The sequence below is a fragment of the Prosthecobacter sp. genome, from assembly GCF_044222345.1.
GTDB lineage: Bacteria > Verrucomicrobiota > Verrucomicrobiia > Verrucomicrobiales > Verrucomicrobiaceae > Prosthecobacter.
Genome location: NZ_JBGANL010000002.1, coordinates 57640 through 72219 on the forward strand (window position 1 = coordinate 57640; position 14580 = coordinate 72219).

Sequence of the window (14580 nt, forward strand, 5' to 3'; positions counted from 1 at the left end):
TTTTGAGTCTATTTGCGCATATTAGCAAATACATATTCCAAAGCAGCGACCTTTCAGCACCTTTTCCAGGCGCGAAGAAAAACCGTTGCCATCAGCCGCCCGCCAGCAGCTTCCGCGCTCGCTCCTGGCAGATGTGAAAGGCAAGCCCCAGGCCGGCACCAAACCCGAGGCCGTAAAAGACACCCCAGCTCAGCTTCGCGAACAACGGATACTGTTTGATGAACGCGGCCTCCGAAATGCCGCCGACGAAGTAGCCGATCGAATTCAACACGAACAGCGCGAAGAAAACTTTGACCACCACCCGCAACGCGTCAAAGGCGGCCACCAGCATGCAGGCCATCACCATCGTGCCTGCGGCCAAACCCGCGATGCTGCCTGGGTGCCCCCGCAGCGCCATCCAGCCCGCGATCCACGCCACCGAATACGCAGTGAAGGAAATGCCAAAGACCTTGTAAAATCTTGAGACTGAACCCGGCCCGATGATGAGCCGATGCAGCAGCGGCGATGTCAGGGCAAGGAAGACCACTGCACAAACCGCATACATCCCCGCCTCCCCTACCTGCTGGTGGAACCATTTCCCGAACACTGCCCAAGGCACGAAACCCGCCACGCTGACCACCGTGAAGCCAAGCATGCCGCGCCTGAGCGAAGCCCCGAGTGAAGGCACAGGAGAGCCTGCTGCACGGGCGCGTTTGGCGATGCTTGGGGGATCGAGTTGGAACCAGCTCATGGGGATACGTGCAGATGAATGTTCACTGTGACAACAGCCACTTCAGCCAGAACGCACCCGCCCGCCTGATTCGTTCGCTGGAATGTATCCGGCTTCTCGAGCGTTCTTTGACTCCACCCTTTACACGCCCTCCCATGACTCACCCCCGCCTTGCCTTCCTCTACCTCGCCCTGGCACTGTCCGCCGCTGCCGCAGATGCACCGGTTCCCGCAAAGACCACACCCAAGCTGGAGATCCTGAACAAGCAGATTGCCGAAAACGCAGAAAACGCCCAAGCCTATTCCAATCGTGGGTATGTGCTGACGCTGCTCGGACGGAAGGAAGAAGCGCGTGCCGATCTGAAAAAGGCCTTGTCTCTGAGTGACAAGCCCAACATGCACAACCGTGCGGGATGGGCGTATTTCAACCTGGGCGACTACGCGGATGCGGTGCGGGAGTTTGAGCTGGCGGCGAAGCTCAGCGATCATCAGGCCCACTACGACTACTACTCCCTCGTCCTCGGCTACTGGGGCACCGGAGACATGCAAAAGGCGCTGGAGAACTACCAGCTGGCCGTGGAAAAAGACCCGCGCCTCGGCAGCTACAAGACGCTGCTGGAGCGCACCCTGGAGTGGACTCCGCTGGAGCAGCGCGCCATACACGAAATCTACGTGGTGTGGAGCAAGGCCTGGAAGCCCTAGCCCGCACCTCAGCAGCAGCCGCTGCCCGGCTGGCAGCCGCCCTTGGTTTCCATCACCACTTCGCCGTCGCGATGGGTCGGTGTGGGTTTGCCGGGGCGGAAATGTTCTTCGTGATCCAGCGTGGCCTTCAGGCCGAAGAAATTCAGCGAGGCTTCTGCCAGCCCATCCTTCACCGCTTCCATCAGCGAGGCGGGATCGGCTTCGGCACGCAGGTTCACGATCAACTGCCCACCCGTGGTCGGCTCATCCAGCTCCATGCCGAGCTCAGCCACATAGTCACTGCGGACGAGATTGATGCTGGCCAGCTCTCCTGCGATGCCGTCGTCAGGGCTGAAGGTCATCTTGAAATGGGCGATCTCGGCGCCATCACGCTGCAAACGTGCCTGCACGATCTTGGCGAGCTGTTTGAGGAAGGCGTTGGCATCAAACTCATCATCCGCTTTCAGCGTCACCGTGGCATTCAGCCAGCCCAGCAGCGCCTCGCCATCCGCATAGACTTCGTAATCGACCGCCATCGGGTTGCGCCGCGCCTGCTCGCCTGTCATGAGGCCTGCGAAGAGTTCATCCAGCCCTGTCTCCTGCCGGGGTGAAGCCGTGACGATCTTGGCCAGCGGAAATTCCTGCGCCAGCACCGCGCGCAGTTCCTCGCGCTGCGCATCCTCAATGAGGTCGCTCTTGCTGATGACGATGATGTCCGCCTCTTCAAGCTGCTTCTTGAAGATGTAGGCCACCTTGGCAGAGAAGGTGCCGCCTTGATCCAGACCAAAGACACGGCGCGCACGAATCGGATCCACCAACACGCTGAGCGGCGCGACCGTGAAGGCATCCCCATACATGCGGCGCAGCGGATAAGTGACCGTGGCGACGAGATCGGTGCAGCTTCCCACGGGCTCAGCGATGAAGACATCCGGCTTCGCTTCATTCGCCAGCTTGCTGGCGGCATCGACGAGCGTGTTGAAACGGCAGCAGAAACAGCCGCCCGCGATCTCTTCCGTCGCATAACCCTGCCCCCGCAGCAGCTTGGTGTCCACCAGACCACCCGCCTGATCATTGGTGATGAGTCCCACGCGGAGTCCCTGATCACTGAGATGTTTGGCCAGACGGCCGACCGTGGTCGTTTTTCCGGCGCCGAGGAAACCGCCGATCATGATGTAACGTGCTTTGGTGGACATGGGATTGTTTGGAAACTTGGGCGCTACTGCAAGCGGCGGCAAGAATGCAATAAACGGCGGTGCGTCTTATCTTACTTGCACCCCTTGGCAATTATTATTTCACCCTGCGCGCTTCGGGATTCTTGCGAGGACAAGGCGATCTGCTAAAGATCCTCCCCATGCCCTCACGCACCGTGACACGTTCATTCGACTGCCTCACCGCCATGCGTGCGCTGGGCGAGCCGACGCGTCTCCGGCTGGTGCGCCTCCTCATTGGTGGCGCGAAGCCAGTGACCGAACTGTGTGAAACCCTGAACGTCACGCCCTACAACGTCTCCAAGCACCTGCGGGTCCTTAAGGAGGCCGGGCTGCTCGAAGTCGAGAAGCACGGTCAGCAGCGCATCTACGCGCTCGCGGAAGCATTCAGCGAAAAACTCGCGAAGAACTCCAACACCCTCGACCTGGGCTGCTGCCAGTTTCATTTCGACAAGCTGCCGGAGTAGGCGCAATTCAGCGAAAGCACGGGAGGCTGCTGGCGTTCTCACCATCCATGCTTCGCCTCGCCCTTCTCCTCTGCGTTCTTTGCCCTTCGCTTTTTGCCGCCGCAAAACCCAACGTCCTGCTCATCTGCGTGGATGACCTGAAGCCGCTGCTTGGCTGCTATGGCGACACCTTGGTCAAATCACCCAACATCGACCGGCTCGCCGCGCGCGGGGTGCTGTTTGAAAAGGCGTTCTGCAATCAGGCGGTGTGCTCGCCTTCGCGCAATGCGCTGCTGACCGGATTGCGGCCTCAGTCGCTGGGGATTTATGAACTCGCGACGAATTTCCGCAAAGCCGTGCCAGATGCCGTGACACTGCCGCAGCATTTTATGAACAACGGTTACCGGGCGGAAGGTTTGGGCAAGATCTTCCACGTGGGTCATGGCAACGTGAACGACACAGCCTCCTGGAGCGTGCCTCACTTCACACCGAAGACGATCAGCTACGCGTTGAAGGAAAACAACCCGCCGGAATCCACGCGCGAACAGGCGCTGTTTGAAAACAAGACGGAGGCCTGGAAGCTGCCGCGTGGAGCTCCCACGGAGTCCGCCGATGTGGCTGACAACCGCTATGGCGACGGCATGATCGCCGACGAGGCCGTGAAGCGTCTCGAAGCCGCGAAACAAAAACCTGACGAGCCCTTTTTCCTCGCCGTCGGCTTTTTGAAGCCCCACCTGCCGTTTGTCGCACCGAAGAAGTACTGGGACCTGTATGATCCGAAGTCCTTCAAGCTGCCGGCGCTGCAAACCGCCCCGGCAGGCGCGCCGGAATTTGCGCCATCGACCTGGGGAGAACTGCGCCAGTACCGTGACATGCCGGAGCAAGGCCCGCTGACACAGGAACAGTCCATTCACCTCATCCACGGCTACCATGCCGCCACGAGCTACATGGACGCGCAGCTGGGCAAAGTGCTCGATGCCCTCGACGCGAGCGGTCTGGCTGGCAACACCATCATCGTCTTCTGGGGTGATCACGGCTGGCACCTCGGCGACCACGGCATGTGGTGCAAACACACGAACTACGAGCAGGCCGCGCGCATTCCCGTCCTCGTGGTGGCACCCGGCATCCAGCCAGCGCGCACGCAGGCGCTCATTGAATCCTGCGACATCTACCCCACGCTGGCGGAGCTCGCTCAGCTCCCCGCTCCGCCACAGGGTGATGGCCGCAGCTTTGCCAGCGTACTGAAAGATCCCGCCACCACCGTGCGCGATCATGCCATTCACGTTTATCCACGTGGGGCAGGTTTGATCGGCCGTGCCATCCGCACCCAGCGCCATCGCCTCGTGGAATGGAAAAAGCCCGGCGCCGCGCCAGACACCGCGATTCTGGAACTGTATGACTATGAAGCCGATCCGGCCGAGACGAAGAACCTCGCTGCCGAGCAGCCGGCCGTCGTCGCGGTGCTCCGCCAGTTCCTTGTACAGCATCCCGAGGCCAAACCACAGATCGCCAGCAAGCCGGAGGCTGCGCCGAAAAAGCCCGCGCCGGATCGTGGCAAGATGTTTGACCAACGCGACAAGGACAAGGACGGCCAGCTTACGAAGGAAGAGTTTCTGCTCAACCAGCCCGACCCCGACGAGGCGCCCAAACGTTTCCCAAAATTTGACACCGACGGCAATGGCACGCTGAGCCGCGACGAGTTCATCAAGGGTGGAAAGAAGTAGCCGCTAAGCCTTTTGCCGTTTCCAGATCTGGCACATGTACCAGGCCTTGAAGGTGGCCGCGAGCTCCCGGTAGTTGGAACAGCCTTTCAGCATCGTCCCGGCAAAACCAGCGGCCAAAAACTCAGCGGCAAACTCGCTGCGGTGGGCACGTGAGACGTTCCCCTTGCGCATCTTGCCAAGGAAGTGCCCCATCTCACGCATTATCTGCTTGTGCAAAGCCCCGCGCAGAGCAGCCGGGCTCCCCTTGGCAAAATCCTTCAACAGCGCCGCGACTTTGAGATAGCTGGCGATGCGATGATGCACTTTGTCAGCATCGCGTGACTGTGTCAGCGAGCTTGGATTGCTCCGGTAGCCATAGCGCGGCGGCTGTGAAAACCCCATGCGTTTGACAGCCAGCGCCAGCTGCACCGTCCACGGAATGTCTTCATGAATCATGTCACGCCGGAACCGCATCTGTACTGCTTCGATCACACTGCGCCGGCAGAACTGCATCCACACATAATGGGGCCATTCGCGCTGTATGACCCCCTGCACCAGCCAGTCGGCTCCGGTCACGATGGAATCCCATGGCTGCCGGTTGAGAATGGCCGGCGGCTTCGAATCAAGGAACGCCTGCGGCTCTGCCCTGAAGCTGAAACCATTGCACAACAGGCAGTCCAGCTCTCCCTGCTCAGCCTGCTGATGCCACGCCGTCAGAGAGCCGGGAGCGATCCAGTCATCCCCATCCAGAAAGGCCAGCCATTTGCCTGAGGCACGGGTCAGCCCGGTATTCCGGGCAGCCGAGACGCCCTGGTTGGCCTGCTCGATCACGATGATTCTGGGATCACGCTCCGCGTGGGCTTTGATCTTGCTCAGCGAACCGTCCGTGGAGCCGTCATCAATGACGATGATCTCCAGCGACAGCTCCACCTGCGCACACGCCGCCGAGAGGGATTCATCCAGATACGGCTCGTTGTTGAAAACAGGAATGATGAGTGAGACGTCAGGTTGCATGAAGGATGGGGCGCTAAAAGAGTCCAAGAGCACCCATCCAGCAATCGACTTTCCTGTTCACGCCGCCTGCCCCACCCCGCTCAGGCGATACTCGGAAGGAGACATTTTCGTATGACGGCGGAACCAAGCCGTGAAATGGGACGCATGGCGAAAGCCCAGCGCAAACGCGATTTCCTTGAGCGTGGCCTGATCCGCCACAATGCGTTCGCGTGCGACGTCAAGCCGCCTCCGCTCCATGAACATGCGCAGGCCGATGCCAAACTGCTGCTGCATCAACTGTTCCGCACGGCGGCTGCCGATCGGGAAATCCGGGGGCAGACTCGGCGTCGTTTGACCCAGCGGCAGCGCCTGCAGCCACGCAACGATTTGATCCACACGGCGTCGGCGCGCCCGCGTCTGGGGTTCAGGCTGCACGCCAAGTTCTTGCAGTGTTTCCATCCACACGGCAAACCAGGCGGCGAAGGCGGCCTCTCGTGCGGCCCACTCACTCGCCGAATACTTTTTTGCCTCAATGCCCTGACGATAGGTGACAACTTTCTGCGCGCCGTGAATGCTGGCAAAAAGCTGCTCTGTGGCTTTTCGCAATGCAGGAGCCTCAGCGGCGAAATTGAGCGCATCGCGGAACAACGAGGAGCCATCGGGCCACTGGCAGCGGAAGCCCACGGAGAGCAGGCGGGTGTTTGCGGCAAACCAGTGACGCCGAAGCCGGGGCGAAGAGAAAAACGCCTGACCACGTGGCACGAGGGTCTCCCTGCCATCCGCCTGGATGCGCACTTCCCCGCGCTCCACAAAGAAGACGCCCGCAGGCACAGGGATCTCGGCGGACCATACCCCGCTTTGCGGTACGGGGCCGCGATACACCCACAGCCACTCATGGCGCAGACTGCGCCAGACATCGGCTGAAAGCTGGGTGACCGGCTTTTTTGGCATCACCCAGCTATGCGGGGAATGTAAGCGATTTCAATCCGGCATAATTCACCCGGGTTGCCAGCGGCCCGTGCGTGGCTTTGATCCGTGCATGAAATCCAACCTCCTGCTGCTCGCGGCATTCACAGGCTTTCTCGCCGCCGAGGAACCCCGCCATGTCAGCGGCATCTACCCTGCCCTGGCCATGTTCAACAACGAGGGAGAATGCGGCACGGGTGCGGTGGTGCCCTGGGCGGACCGGCTTTGGGTCATCACGTATGGGCCGCATCTGCCTTTTGGCTCAAGCGACAAGCTCTATGAGATCACTTCAGATTTAAAACAGATCGTGCGCCCCGAGAGCGTGGGCGGCACGCCCGCGAACCGCATGATTCATCCCGAGTCCCAGCAGCTTTTCATCGGGCCTTATGTGATCGACGCCGATCGCCACGTGCGGGTGATTCCACCCAACAAGATGCCGGGCCGGCTCACGGGCAATGCGCGACATCTGACCGATCCCACGGGGAAAATCTATTATGCCACAATGGAGGAGGGGCTCTATGAGGTGGATGTAAAATCGTTGGCCGTCACCTCGCTGATCCGTGACGGCAATCCTTTGAAGAAAGACTTCAATGTTTCGACACCCCTCACCAAACTGGAGTCAAAACTGCCCGGCTATCACGGCAAAGGACTCTATTCGACCCAAGGCCGCTTGATTTACGCCAACAACGGCGACCGCGACAAACGCGTGCTCACAGACCCCACCACCCCAAGCGGCGCTCTGGGTGAATGGCGCAAGCCCGGTGACGACTGGCAGCTCGTGCGCCGCAATCAATTCACCGAAGTCACCGGCCCCGGCGGCATTCAGGGCAGCGCGGCAGACGCGCCGGCGTGGAGCATCGGCTGGGATGCAAAATCTCTCATTTTGATGCTGCTTGATGGTGGAAAATGGCTGTCGTTTCGTCTGCCCAAAGTCAGCCACAGCTACGACGGCGCGCATGGCTGGAACACCGAATGGCCGCGCATCCGGGACATCGGCGAAGACGATCTGCTCATGACGATGCACGGCGCGTTCTGGCGCTTCCCACGCACCTTCTCCGCAGCCAACATGAACGGCATCCGTGTCCGCAGCGCCTACATGAAGGTGATCGGGGATTTCAGCCGCTGGAACGACCGCCTGGTTTTCGGCTGCGATGATTCGGCGAAGTCGGAGTTTCTCAACAAACGCCAAGTCAAAGGCGGGATCGACAGCGTGGGGCAGTCGCAGTCCAATCTGTGGTTCACGAGTCCCGAGACGCCTGACAAACTCGGCCCCGCACACGCCAGCGGTGCGGTATGGCTGCATGAGAGCGTGAAGGCGGGCGATGTGGCAGAGCCATTCCTTGTGGCAGGATGGAAACACCGCAGCCTGTGGCGGATTGACCACACCGCAGGCACCGCCAAGCGTGAGGACATCAGTGGTGACTCAGAGTGGCTGACAGTGCAGGCCGACCAGGCTGGCAAAGATGTGAGTGTGATCATCACCCTCACGAATGGCGAATCACGCGGCACGGAAGCCGATGCGATGTTCGATGGCGTGGCGCGAGTGGGAGACACAAAGATGCAGACGGGTGTTTTTCGTGCGCGGGGTGAAAACAAGCGCACGCTGAGTTTTGCGTCTGATGCGGGATACTATGAGCTTGATGCGGACTTGAAACTGCAACGGGTGGAAGATGCCCAGGCGGAGAAATTTGTGAAGGCGAAGGTGGCGATTCCAAAGCAAGTGATCACGCTGGATGAAGCGAGCGTCCTCGTGGTCGATGATCGCGGCCGCCGCTGGCGTCTGCCACGTGCGAGCGCGGCTTTTGATGCCGCCACAAACGCCGGCGAGCTGCGAGTGTGCCGTGAGGTGGCGACGGAGCGCGACATGCTGAGCGCCTGCGGGACGTTCTTCGAACTGCCCGCCGAAAATGCGGATGGATTTGCGAAGATCCGGCCCATTGCCTCGCACAACCTGCGCGTAACCGATTTCGGCGGCTATCGCGGCCTGTTTCTCATGAGCGGCATCCAGCCGGATGCGCCTGCCGGTGAGCACATCATCCGCAGCACTGATGGCAAAGCGGCCCTCTGGGCGGGAGCGATTGATGATCTGTGGAAACTCGGCAAGCCACGCGGTGAAGGCGGCCCATGGAGGGGCACGAAGGTCAAAGCCGGGCAGTCGAGCGATCCGTACCTGATGTGGGGGTATGACAAGCGTACGCTGACGCTGAGCCATGATGCGAAGCAGGCGGTGAACCTGAAGGTGGAGCTGGATCTCACCGGCACCGGCCTGTGGGTGACCTACCAGGAAGCCAGCCTGAAAGCAGGCGCCCAGCTCAGCATCGAGTTCGAACCTGCGGTGCAGGCGCGCTGGCTCCGCGTCACGGCAGACGCCGCATGCACCGCGACGGCGCAGTTGAAGTATGAGTGACTACTTCTTCTTCCGGAACGGATGGAGAAACTGCTGCCAGTAGCCGTGGGGCACGGGATGGCCGCCAATGCCGTAGCCTTCGGGCCAGCGGCCGTTTTCCGGCATGTGGTGGGTGCCGAAGAGCTTGTCGAACAGCGGAAAGTGGATGGCGAAGTTCACATCGATGGCTTCCTTCTCAATGCCGTGGTGCCAGTGATGGAAGCGTGGGGTGACGAGAAATTTCTCGAAGATGCCTAGCTTCCAGCCGAGATTGGAGTGCGCGAAGGTGGCGAAGAGATAGACCACCAGCACATACGCGTTCACCGCCGTCTGGCTGAAGCCGAGCAGGATCATTGGAAAGACGGTGGTGCCGCGCAGCACGAGGATTTCGAAGAAGTGCATCCGCGCTCCGGCCATCCAGTCCATGCTCTGTGCCGAGTGGTGCACCGCATGAAAGCGCCACAGGGCCGGAATGCGGTGAAACAGCCGGTGCACCCAGTACTGCACCAGATCCGTGAGGAACATGATGGCGATGAGCTGCACAAGAAAAGGCAGCGCCGCCACCCAGGCGCGCATCTCCGTCCAGGAGGTGTGTTTGAACAACGTCTGCGCGGGCATGAAGCTCAGCCATGTGAGCACCTGGACCATCATGCTGCTGACGAGGTAGTAGAACAGATCCTCCCGCCATTCCTGGCGGAAGATGCCCTGCTCCGCCCGGTGCGGGACGATGGTCTCCAGCGGGATGAAGAGAAAGCCGGTGAAGAGCAGGCGCAGGATGAAGAAATCGAGGCCGAAATACAACGGCGTCAAATCGGAGGCCACCGCAGACGCTGAAGTGCCGCCAAACGTCACCGCCAGCAGCGTGGCCACCATGCCGGTGAGGCCCAGAGCCTTGCCCGGACGCAACAGGAGATTGAGCATTGAAAACCCAAACGCCAGCACCAGCAGGACGAGCATGCCGGTGCGGAAGGCTGGATGCCCGATCAATGCCGCGTTCTCCTTCATGGTGAACACTCCCGGAAAACGCATCATCAGCACGCAGCCGAGCGCCGCCAGACCGAACATCATGCCCAGGACGCCGCTGATCCAGCCGCTGCCGAACTTTCTCAGAGCAGGTGGTGCCTCCAGTTCACGGCGAATCTTCAGACGAGCCTCATGGAGAGATTTCATGGCGTGATTTTAGTATTCCTCGCTGGGATTACAAGAGCACCGGGGATATCGCCGCTGTCATTTTCTACATTTTCCAGATGCCATTTTGAAAAAAATCATCGCTTCCACGTCCGGTGGTGTCACATTTGACGTATTCCAATTAAATCATGACTGCCCCATTCGGCCAGATGCTCAGTGCAGCGCGTGAAAAGCGCGGCTTGTCCATCGAGGACGCGGCGCATGAAACACGCATTCCGGCGCAGCGACTGCGCTATCTGGAGTCCGGCAACATCGCCGCATTTGGCAGCCTGACGTATGCACGTTCATTCATGCGCCAGTACAGCGACTTCCTTGAAGTGGATGCCTCTTCCATTCTGGAGGAACTGCCCGAAGGAGCCCTGGGGGGGGAGCGTGATTATCGTTACCTGACGCAATCGCAGGGGCCATGGCTGCGCGAGCGGGCCACGCATCCTGAGCGTCTTTCCCCACCCGTTGAAAGTCAGGTCCAGTCCATCCAGTCCCCGCTGCCGGCAGCCCTCGCCGTCTTTGTGTTAGTTCTAGCCGCCACCGCCATGTGGGGGATGCACGTGGCGGACCTGCACAGCCAGGTGGAACCCGCCGCGCTGAAGGCGCTGCCAGTGGAGGACGATGATGTCTCCTCCACTGCTTCTGTAGCAGTCACTCCTGGCACGGTCAGCGCGGCGAACGTGAAGACAAAACAGGTGGATTTTCCGCCGAGCACGCCTAAAGCTACCCCTGTCAACTGAGCCAACAAAGATGCCTGCGCCTGCCCCCCATTCCACAAAATCCCTCTGGTGGCTCGAATCCGTGCTGTGGTCTGCCGCCATCATCACTGGCGTGGGCATTGCGGCTTATGTGAATGAAACCGCGCGTGAGATCGTGACGCAGGGGCTGGCCTATTTCTTCACCTTCTTCTCCACTCCGTTTGTGCTGGAGACCAGCACGGCATTTGTCGGCTTCTGCATCGTGATGTTCATCAACGCCCGTCGCATCGAACGCGAAGGAGACGGCTGGGTGGAAATGGAGATCAAAGACCCTGCCGCGCCGGAAGATCTCGTGGCAGTTCCAACGCCCACTGACAAAGCTTCCAAGATCTGAAGTCTGACTGGCCTTCGGCACGTACCTGTTTCACCCTTCGGACCCGCCGAATGTGAACCTGACGCCTGCATGACTTCCGCCACCCCTTCTGCCCCCCATGCGCCCACGCGCCACGGGCAGCGCGTGGTGGCGGCCGGAAAGTTCCTGCAACTCGCTGATGGCACCCCCCATTACATGCGCGGCGTCACCTATGGCCCGTTCAAACCGAACTCGCGCGGAGAGCCTTTCCCGGAAGACGACCAGCTGGCCGCCGACCTCCGGCACATCGCGGCGCTGGGATTCAATACCGTGCGGCTGTATGAGCCGCCGACGGCAGTCGTACTGCGCGAAGTCGAAGACTTGGGCCTGCGCCTGATCGTTGGCATCCCCTGGAGTGAGCATGTCGATTTCCTCGCCAGCCGCTCTCTCTGCCGTGAGATCGAAACCCAGGTCGCCACCACATGCGCCAGACTGGGTCATCATTCCTGCATCACCGCATTCCTTGTCGGTAATGAAATCGAGAAAACGCTGGTGCGCTGGATGAAGCCCGGGCGCGTGCGCGGATTCATCGAAAAACTGATCGAGATCGCCCGCCGCCATGCGCCGCAGACGCTCATCAGCTACGCCACGTATCCGTCCACCGGCTATCTCGTGCCCCGCAATGCCGACTTCATCGCGGTGAACGTGTATCTGGAGTCAGCGGCCGCTTTCAGTGCGTGCCTCGCGCGGTGGCAGAATCTCGCGGGCAACCAGCCGCTGCTCATCACGGAATTCGGGCTGGATGTCGCCTCTCACGGGCCCGAGCGGCAGGCGGAGGTGATGCGCTGGCAGCATGACTGCCTGCTGAGCGGCGGCTGTGCAGGCGGAGTCTGGTTTGCCTACACGGATGAATGGTTCCGGGGCGGCAGAGAAATCACCGGCTGGCAGTTTGGCCTCGTGGATCGCGAGAGAAAGGAACGCCCTGCCTGCGCCCTGCAGCGCAAGCTGCAACCCACCTACCTGCCGCCTGCTGCAGCGCCACGCATTTCCGTCGTGGTCTGCACCCACAATGGCGCCGCCACGCTGAGCCGATGTCTGGACTCCTTGGTGGCGCTGCGCTATCCCGACTTCGAAATCCTGCTCATCGACGACGGTTCCCGCCAGCACATCGCCGAGATCGCGAAAGGCCATCCGCAGGTGCGCTACCAGTTTCAGCAGCACGCCGGACTCAGTGCGGCCCGCAATCTCGGCATGCAGCTCGCCACCGGCTCCATCATTGCCTACACCGATGATGACTGCATCGCGCACCCAGTCTGGCTGCTGCATCTGAGTCATGCCTTTGCGGATGACAGCGTCGCCGCCGCTGGAGGTCCCAACATCCCGCCGCCCCCGCGCAATCGCACCGAGCACATTGTCGCCGCAGCCCCGGGGGCGCCAGCGCATGTGCTGCTCAATGATACCGAGGCCGAGCACCTGCCGGGCTGCAATCTGGCCATTCGGAAGGATGTGCTCGCACGCATCGGCGGCTTTCGGGTTGAATTCAAAACAGCGGGTGATGATGTGGACATCTGCTGGAGGCTGCGTGAAACCGGCAGGCGGCTGCTCTTCGTGCCCGGAGCGATGGTCTGGCATCATCGGCGCTTCACCATTCGGGCCTACTTGACGCAGCAGTTTGGCTATGGCTGCGCGGAAGCGCTCCTGATGAAGACGCATCCCGAGCGCTTCGGTTTTCTGGGTGGCGCGCGCTGGCATGGCGGCATCTATGGGGATCAGCATCCGGCGGATTATCCCGTCGAAGGCAGCATCTTTCACGGTCCCCTGGGGCTCGGCGCTTTCCAGGTGATCTATTCCTCCTCCAGCTTTCGCTGGTGGGAGTGGTTCACCGGTCTGCTGTGGCTCGCACTGCTGCTGCTTGCGCTGATTTGTCAGCAGCCGTGGCTGGCCGTGGGCCTGCTGGGCTTTGCCGGCTGGTCTGCCTGGCAGGTCAGTGCTCGCAATGCCGCAGCAACCAGCATCCATGGCCCGCTGGACCGCCTGCTGCTCTGGTCGCTGAGCTTCCTGCAGCCCGTGGTGCGCGAGTGGGCGCGGCTGCGTGGCATGCTGGCCTTGGGCGCAAGGCCCAGCCGTCATCCGCTGCTGCCAGACATCGTTCCGCCTACGCGGCCGCACAAAATCACCCTCAGCCTGGGAACGCTGTGCTTCTGGAGCGAAACCGGCATCACCCGTGACGCCTGGCTGCAGGAACTGCGCAAAGCGCTCCGATCCGCGCACATCATCTTTCGTGAAGACGACGGCTGGCGCTGGTTTGACATCGAGGCCTGGCCCTGGTCGGAGGTTTCCCGCGCCTTTTTGACTGTGACGGAGTTTCATGCCAACGGCCGCTGCCTCACACGCGTGAAGCTGCTCCTGCGCATCCGCCGCAGCTTCGGGTGGAACATGCTGCTGTGGCTCATCGTCACCTCGATTTTGATGGCGGCCGGTTTGCACATGCTGCTCGTGCTGGGCCTGGTGGCAGTCATCGCCATCGTCCTGCTGCTCCCGCTCGGCGTGTGGTTCATCCGCCGCGAAATGCGCAGGCTCGCGCGTTCCGCGGCCAGCAGCGCCGGATTGATCGAGATGCGTTAGCGCTTCAGCACACGCGCCGCGCCCAGCCACAGCAGGACGGGAACGATGGCGCTCAAAGCAAAAGCCCAGCCAGGCTCGCTCTGCCCAAGGTGACCGATCCCCGCGAACACAAACCCCGTGGGCACTGAGCCGCAGGCCAGCGCCGGCAAAAACACCCGCCAGCGCATGCTGGAAAGTCCCGCGAGGCAGGCCACCGCCTCCGGCAGCACCGGCATCCAGCGCGACAGCGCCACCAGCCAGCCACCGCGTTTCTCGAACACCTCCTCACCTTTGCGCAGCCCCTCCTCACCCGCAATCCTGCGCGCCGCCCCACGCCCCAGCCAGCGGCATGCCGCATAGGCGATGATGCCGGAAAGCATCGACCCGGCCGCACAAATCAGCCCGCCCAGCCACCAGCCATACATCCACCCCAGCGCCGACATGACCACCGTCGAAGGCACCGGCAGCACAATGTCAGCCACAAGCAGCGCGATCCCCGCCGCCCAGGCCCATGCGCCATAGCCTTCCATCCACTTTCGCGCACCCGCGAGGCTCAGGGTCTGGTCAAACTGCGCTCCCCAGATCACAAACGGCACGATGATCCCCGCGAGGATCACGAGAATCAAAAGGAGAAGCGAACGGCTGCCACGAGTCATTCC

13 protein-coding genes are annotated in these 14580 nt (G+C 61.3%); 7 read left to right on the forward strand and 6 right to left on the reverse strand.

The annotated features are described in order from the left end of the window. Nucleotides 1-91: 91 nt before the first annotated feature. On the reverse strand, nucleotides 92-634 hold the full coding sequence (locus ACILSL_RS01895; protein ID WP_395730300.1) for a hypothetical protein: 543 nt from the start codon (nucleotides 632-634) through the stop codon (nucleotides 92-94). A 230-nt stretch (nucleotides 635-864) separates the two neighbouring features. On the opposite strand from ACILSL_RS01895, the gene ACILSL_RS01900 reads away from it, so the two are divergent. Next, a complete protein-coding gene (locus tag ACILSL_RS01900; protein WP_395730301.1) occupies nucleotides 865-1410 on the forward strand; it encodes a tetratricopeptide repeat protein in 546 nt (181 codons plus the stop codon). A gap of 8 nt (nucleotides 1411-1418) precedes the next feature. Here ACILSL_RS01900 and ACILSL_RS01905 read toward each other — a convergent pair whose 3' ends face one another. Continuing rightward, the gene (locus ACILSL_RS01905) at nucleotides 1419-2582 is read right to left on the reverse strand and encodes a GTP-binding protein (protein WP_395730302.1); all 1164 of its coding nucleotides are present in this window, start codon (nucleotides 2580-2582) and stop codon (nucleotides 1419-1421) included. Between the two features lie 158 nt (nucleotides 2583-2740). Between ACILSL_RS01905 and ACILSL_RS01910 the strand changes: the two genes are divergently transcribed. Together ACILSL_RS01910 and ACILSL_RS01915 are read left to right on the forward strand one after the other, a co-directional pair. Beyond that, nucleotides 2741-3064, forward strand: coding sequence for an ArsR/SmtB family transcription factor (locus ACILSL_RS01910; protein ID WP_395730303.1), 324 nt, complete (start codon nucleotides 2741-2743; stop codon nucleotides 3062-3064). A 47-nt stretch (nucleotides 3065-3111) separates the two neighbouring features. Continuing rightward, nucleotides 3112-4767 (forward strand): sulfatase-like hydrolase/transferase, encoded by a 1656-nt coding sequence (locus ACILSL_RS01915; RefSeq protein ID WP_395730304.1) that lies wholly within the window; start codon nucleotides 3112-3114, stop codon nucleotides 4765-4767. 3 nt (nucleotides 4768-4770) lie between these two features. On the opposite strand, the gene ACILSL_RS01920 is transcribed toward ACILSL_RS01915, so the two are convergent. Further along, on the reverse strand, nucleotides 4771-5760 hold the full coding sequence (locus ACILSL_RS01920; protein ID WP_395730305.1) for a glycosyltransferase: 990 nt from the start codon (nucleotides 5758-5760) through the stop codon (nucleotides 4771-4773). Nucleotides 5761-5817: 57 nt separating this feature from the next. After that, nucleotides 5818-6690 carry a helix-turn-helix domain-containing protein gene (locus tag ACILSL_RS01925; RefSeq protein WP_395730306.1) on the reverse strand — a complete coding sequence of 291 codons (873 nt, stop codon included), beginning with the start codon at nucleotides 6688-6690 and terminating at the stop codon, nucleotides 5818-5820. An 88-nt stretch (nucleotides 6691-6778) separates the two neighbouring features. Here ACILSL_RS01925 and ACILSL_RS01930 point away from each other — a divergent pair, with 88 nt between their 5' ends. Next, nucleotides 6779-9112, forward strand: a complete 2334-nt coding sequence (locus ACILSL_RS01930) for a hypothetical protein (protein WP_395730307.1) — start codon at nucleotides 6779-6781, stop codon at nucleotides 9110-9112. On the opposite strand, the gene ACILSL_RS01935 is transcribed toward ACILSL_RS01930, so the two are convergent. Beyond that, on the reverse strand, nucleotides 9113-10261 hold the full coding sequence (locus ACILSL_RS01935; RefSeq protein WP_395730308.1) for a sterol desaturase family protein: 1149 nt from the start codon (nucleotides 10259-10261) through the stop codon (nucleotides 9113-9115). 146 nt (nucleotides 10262-10407) lie between these two features. On the opposite strand from ACILSL_RS01935, the gene ACILSL_RS01940 reads away from it, so the two are divergent. The 3 genes from ACILSL_RS01940 (at nucleotide 10408) to ACILSL_RS01950 (ending at nucleotide 13942) form a co-directional block, all read left to right on the forward strand. Further along, nucleotides 10408-11007, forward strand: a complete 600-nt coding sequence (locus ACILSL_RS01940) for a helix-turn-helix domain-containing protein (RefSeq protein WP_395730309.1) — start codon at nucleotides 10408-10410, stop codon at nucleotides 11005-11007. Nucleotides 11008-11017: 10 nt separating this feature from the next. After that, the gene (locus ACILSL_RS01945) at nucleotides 11018-11359 is read left to right on the forward strand and encodes a hypothetical protein (RefSeq protein WP_395730310.1); all 342 of its coding nucleotides are present in this window, start codon (nucleotides 11018-11020) and stop codon (nucleotides 11357-11359) included. A 69-nt stretch (nucleotides 11360-11428) separates the two neighbouring features. After that, nucleotides 11429-13942 carry a glycosyltransferase gene (locus ACILSL_RS01950; RefSeq protein WP_395730311.1) on the forward strand — a complete coding sequence of 838 codons (2514 nt, stop codon included), beginning with the start codon at nucleotides 11429-11431 and terminating at the stop codon, nucleotides 13940-13942. On the opposite strand, the gene ACILSL_RS01955 is transcribed toward ACILSL_RS01950, so the two are convergent. After that, entirely contained in the window at nucleotides 13939-14577 is a 639-nt protein-coding gene (locus ACILSL_RS01955) for a TVP38/TMEM64 family protein (protein ID WP_395730312.1), read from the reverse strand. The genes ACILSL_RS01950 and ACILSL_RS01955 overlap by 4 nt on opposite strands. Nucleotides 14578-14580: the final 3 nt, after the last annotated feature.

What these genes read in the sequence shown, in the direction of transcription:
- ACILSL_RS01895 (WP_395730300.1), bottom strand. Translation starts at nt 634, where the DNA reads ATGCTTGGCTTCACGGTGGTCAGCGTGGCGGGTTTCGTGCCTTGGGCA.
- ACILSL_RS01900 (WP_395730301.1), top strand. Translation starts at nt 865, where the DNA reads ATGACTCACCCCCGCCTTGCCTTCCTCTACCTCGCCCTGGCACTGTCC.
- ACILSL_RS01905 (WP_395730302.1), bottom strand. Translation starts at nt 2,582, where the DNA reads ATGTCCACCAAAGCACGTTACATCATGATCGGCGGTTTCCTCGGCGCC.
- ACILSL_RS01910 (WP_395730303.1), top strand. Translation starts at nt 2,741, where the DNA reads ATGCCCTCACGCACCGTGACACGTTCATTCGACTGCCTCACCGCCATG.
- ACILSL_RS01915 (WP_395730304.1), top strand. Translation starts at nt 3,112, where the DNA reads ATGCTTCGCCTCGCCCTTCTCCTCTGCGTTCTTTGCCCTTCGCTTTTT.
- ACILSL_RS01920 (WP_395730305.1), bottom strand. Translation starts at nt 5,760, where the DNA reads ATGCAACCTGACGTCTCACTCATCATTCCTGTTTTCAACAACGAGCCG.
- ACILSL_RS01925 (WP_395730306.1), bottom strand. Translation starts at nt 6,690, where the DNA reads ATGCCAAAAAAGCCGGTCACCCAGCTTTCAGCCGATGTCTGGCGCAGT.
- ACILSL_RS01930 (WP_395730307.1), top strand. Translation starts at nt 6,779, where the DNA reads ATGAAATCCAACCTCCTGCTGCTCGCGGCATTCACAGGCTTTCTCGCC.
- ACILSL_RS01935 (WP_395730308.1), bottom strand. Translation starts at nt 10,261, where the DNA reads ATGAAATCTCTCCATGAGGCTCGTCTGAAGATTCGCCGTGAACTGGAG.
- ACILSL_RS01940 (WP_395730309.1), top strand. Translation starts at nt 10,408, where the DNA reads ATGACTGCCCCATTCGGCCAGATGCTCAGTGCAGCGCGTGAAAAGCGC.
- ACILSL_RS01945 (WP_395730310.1), top strand. Translation starts at nt 11,018, where the DNA reads ATGCCTGCGCCTGCCCCCCATTCCACAAAATCCCTCTGGTGGCTCGAA.
- ACILSL_RS01950 (WP_395730311.1), top strand. Translation starts at nt 11,429, where the DNA reads ATGACTTCCGCCACCCCTTCTGCCCCCCATGCGCCCACGCGCCACGGG.
- ACILSL_RS01955 (WP_395730312.1), bottom strand. Translation starts at nt 14,577, where the DNA reads ATGACTCGTGGCAGCCGTTCGCTTCTCCTTTTGATTCTCGTGATCCTC.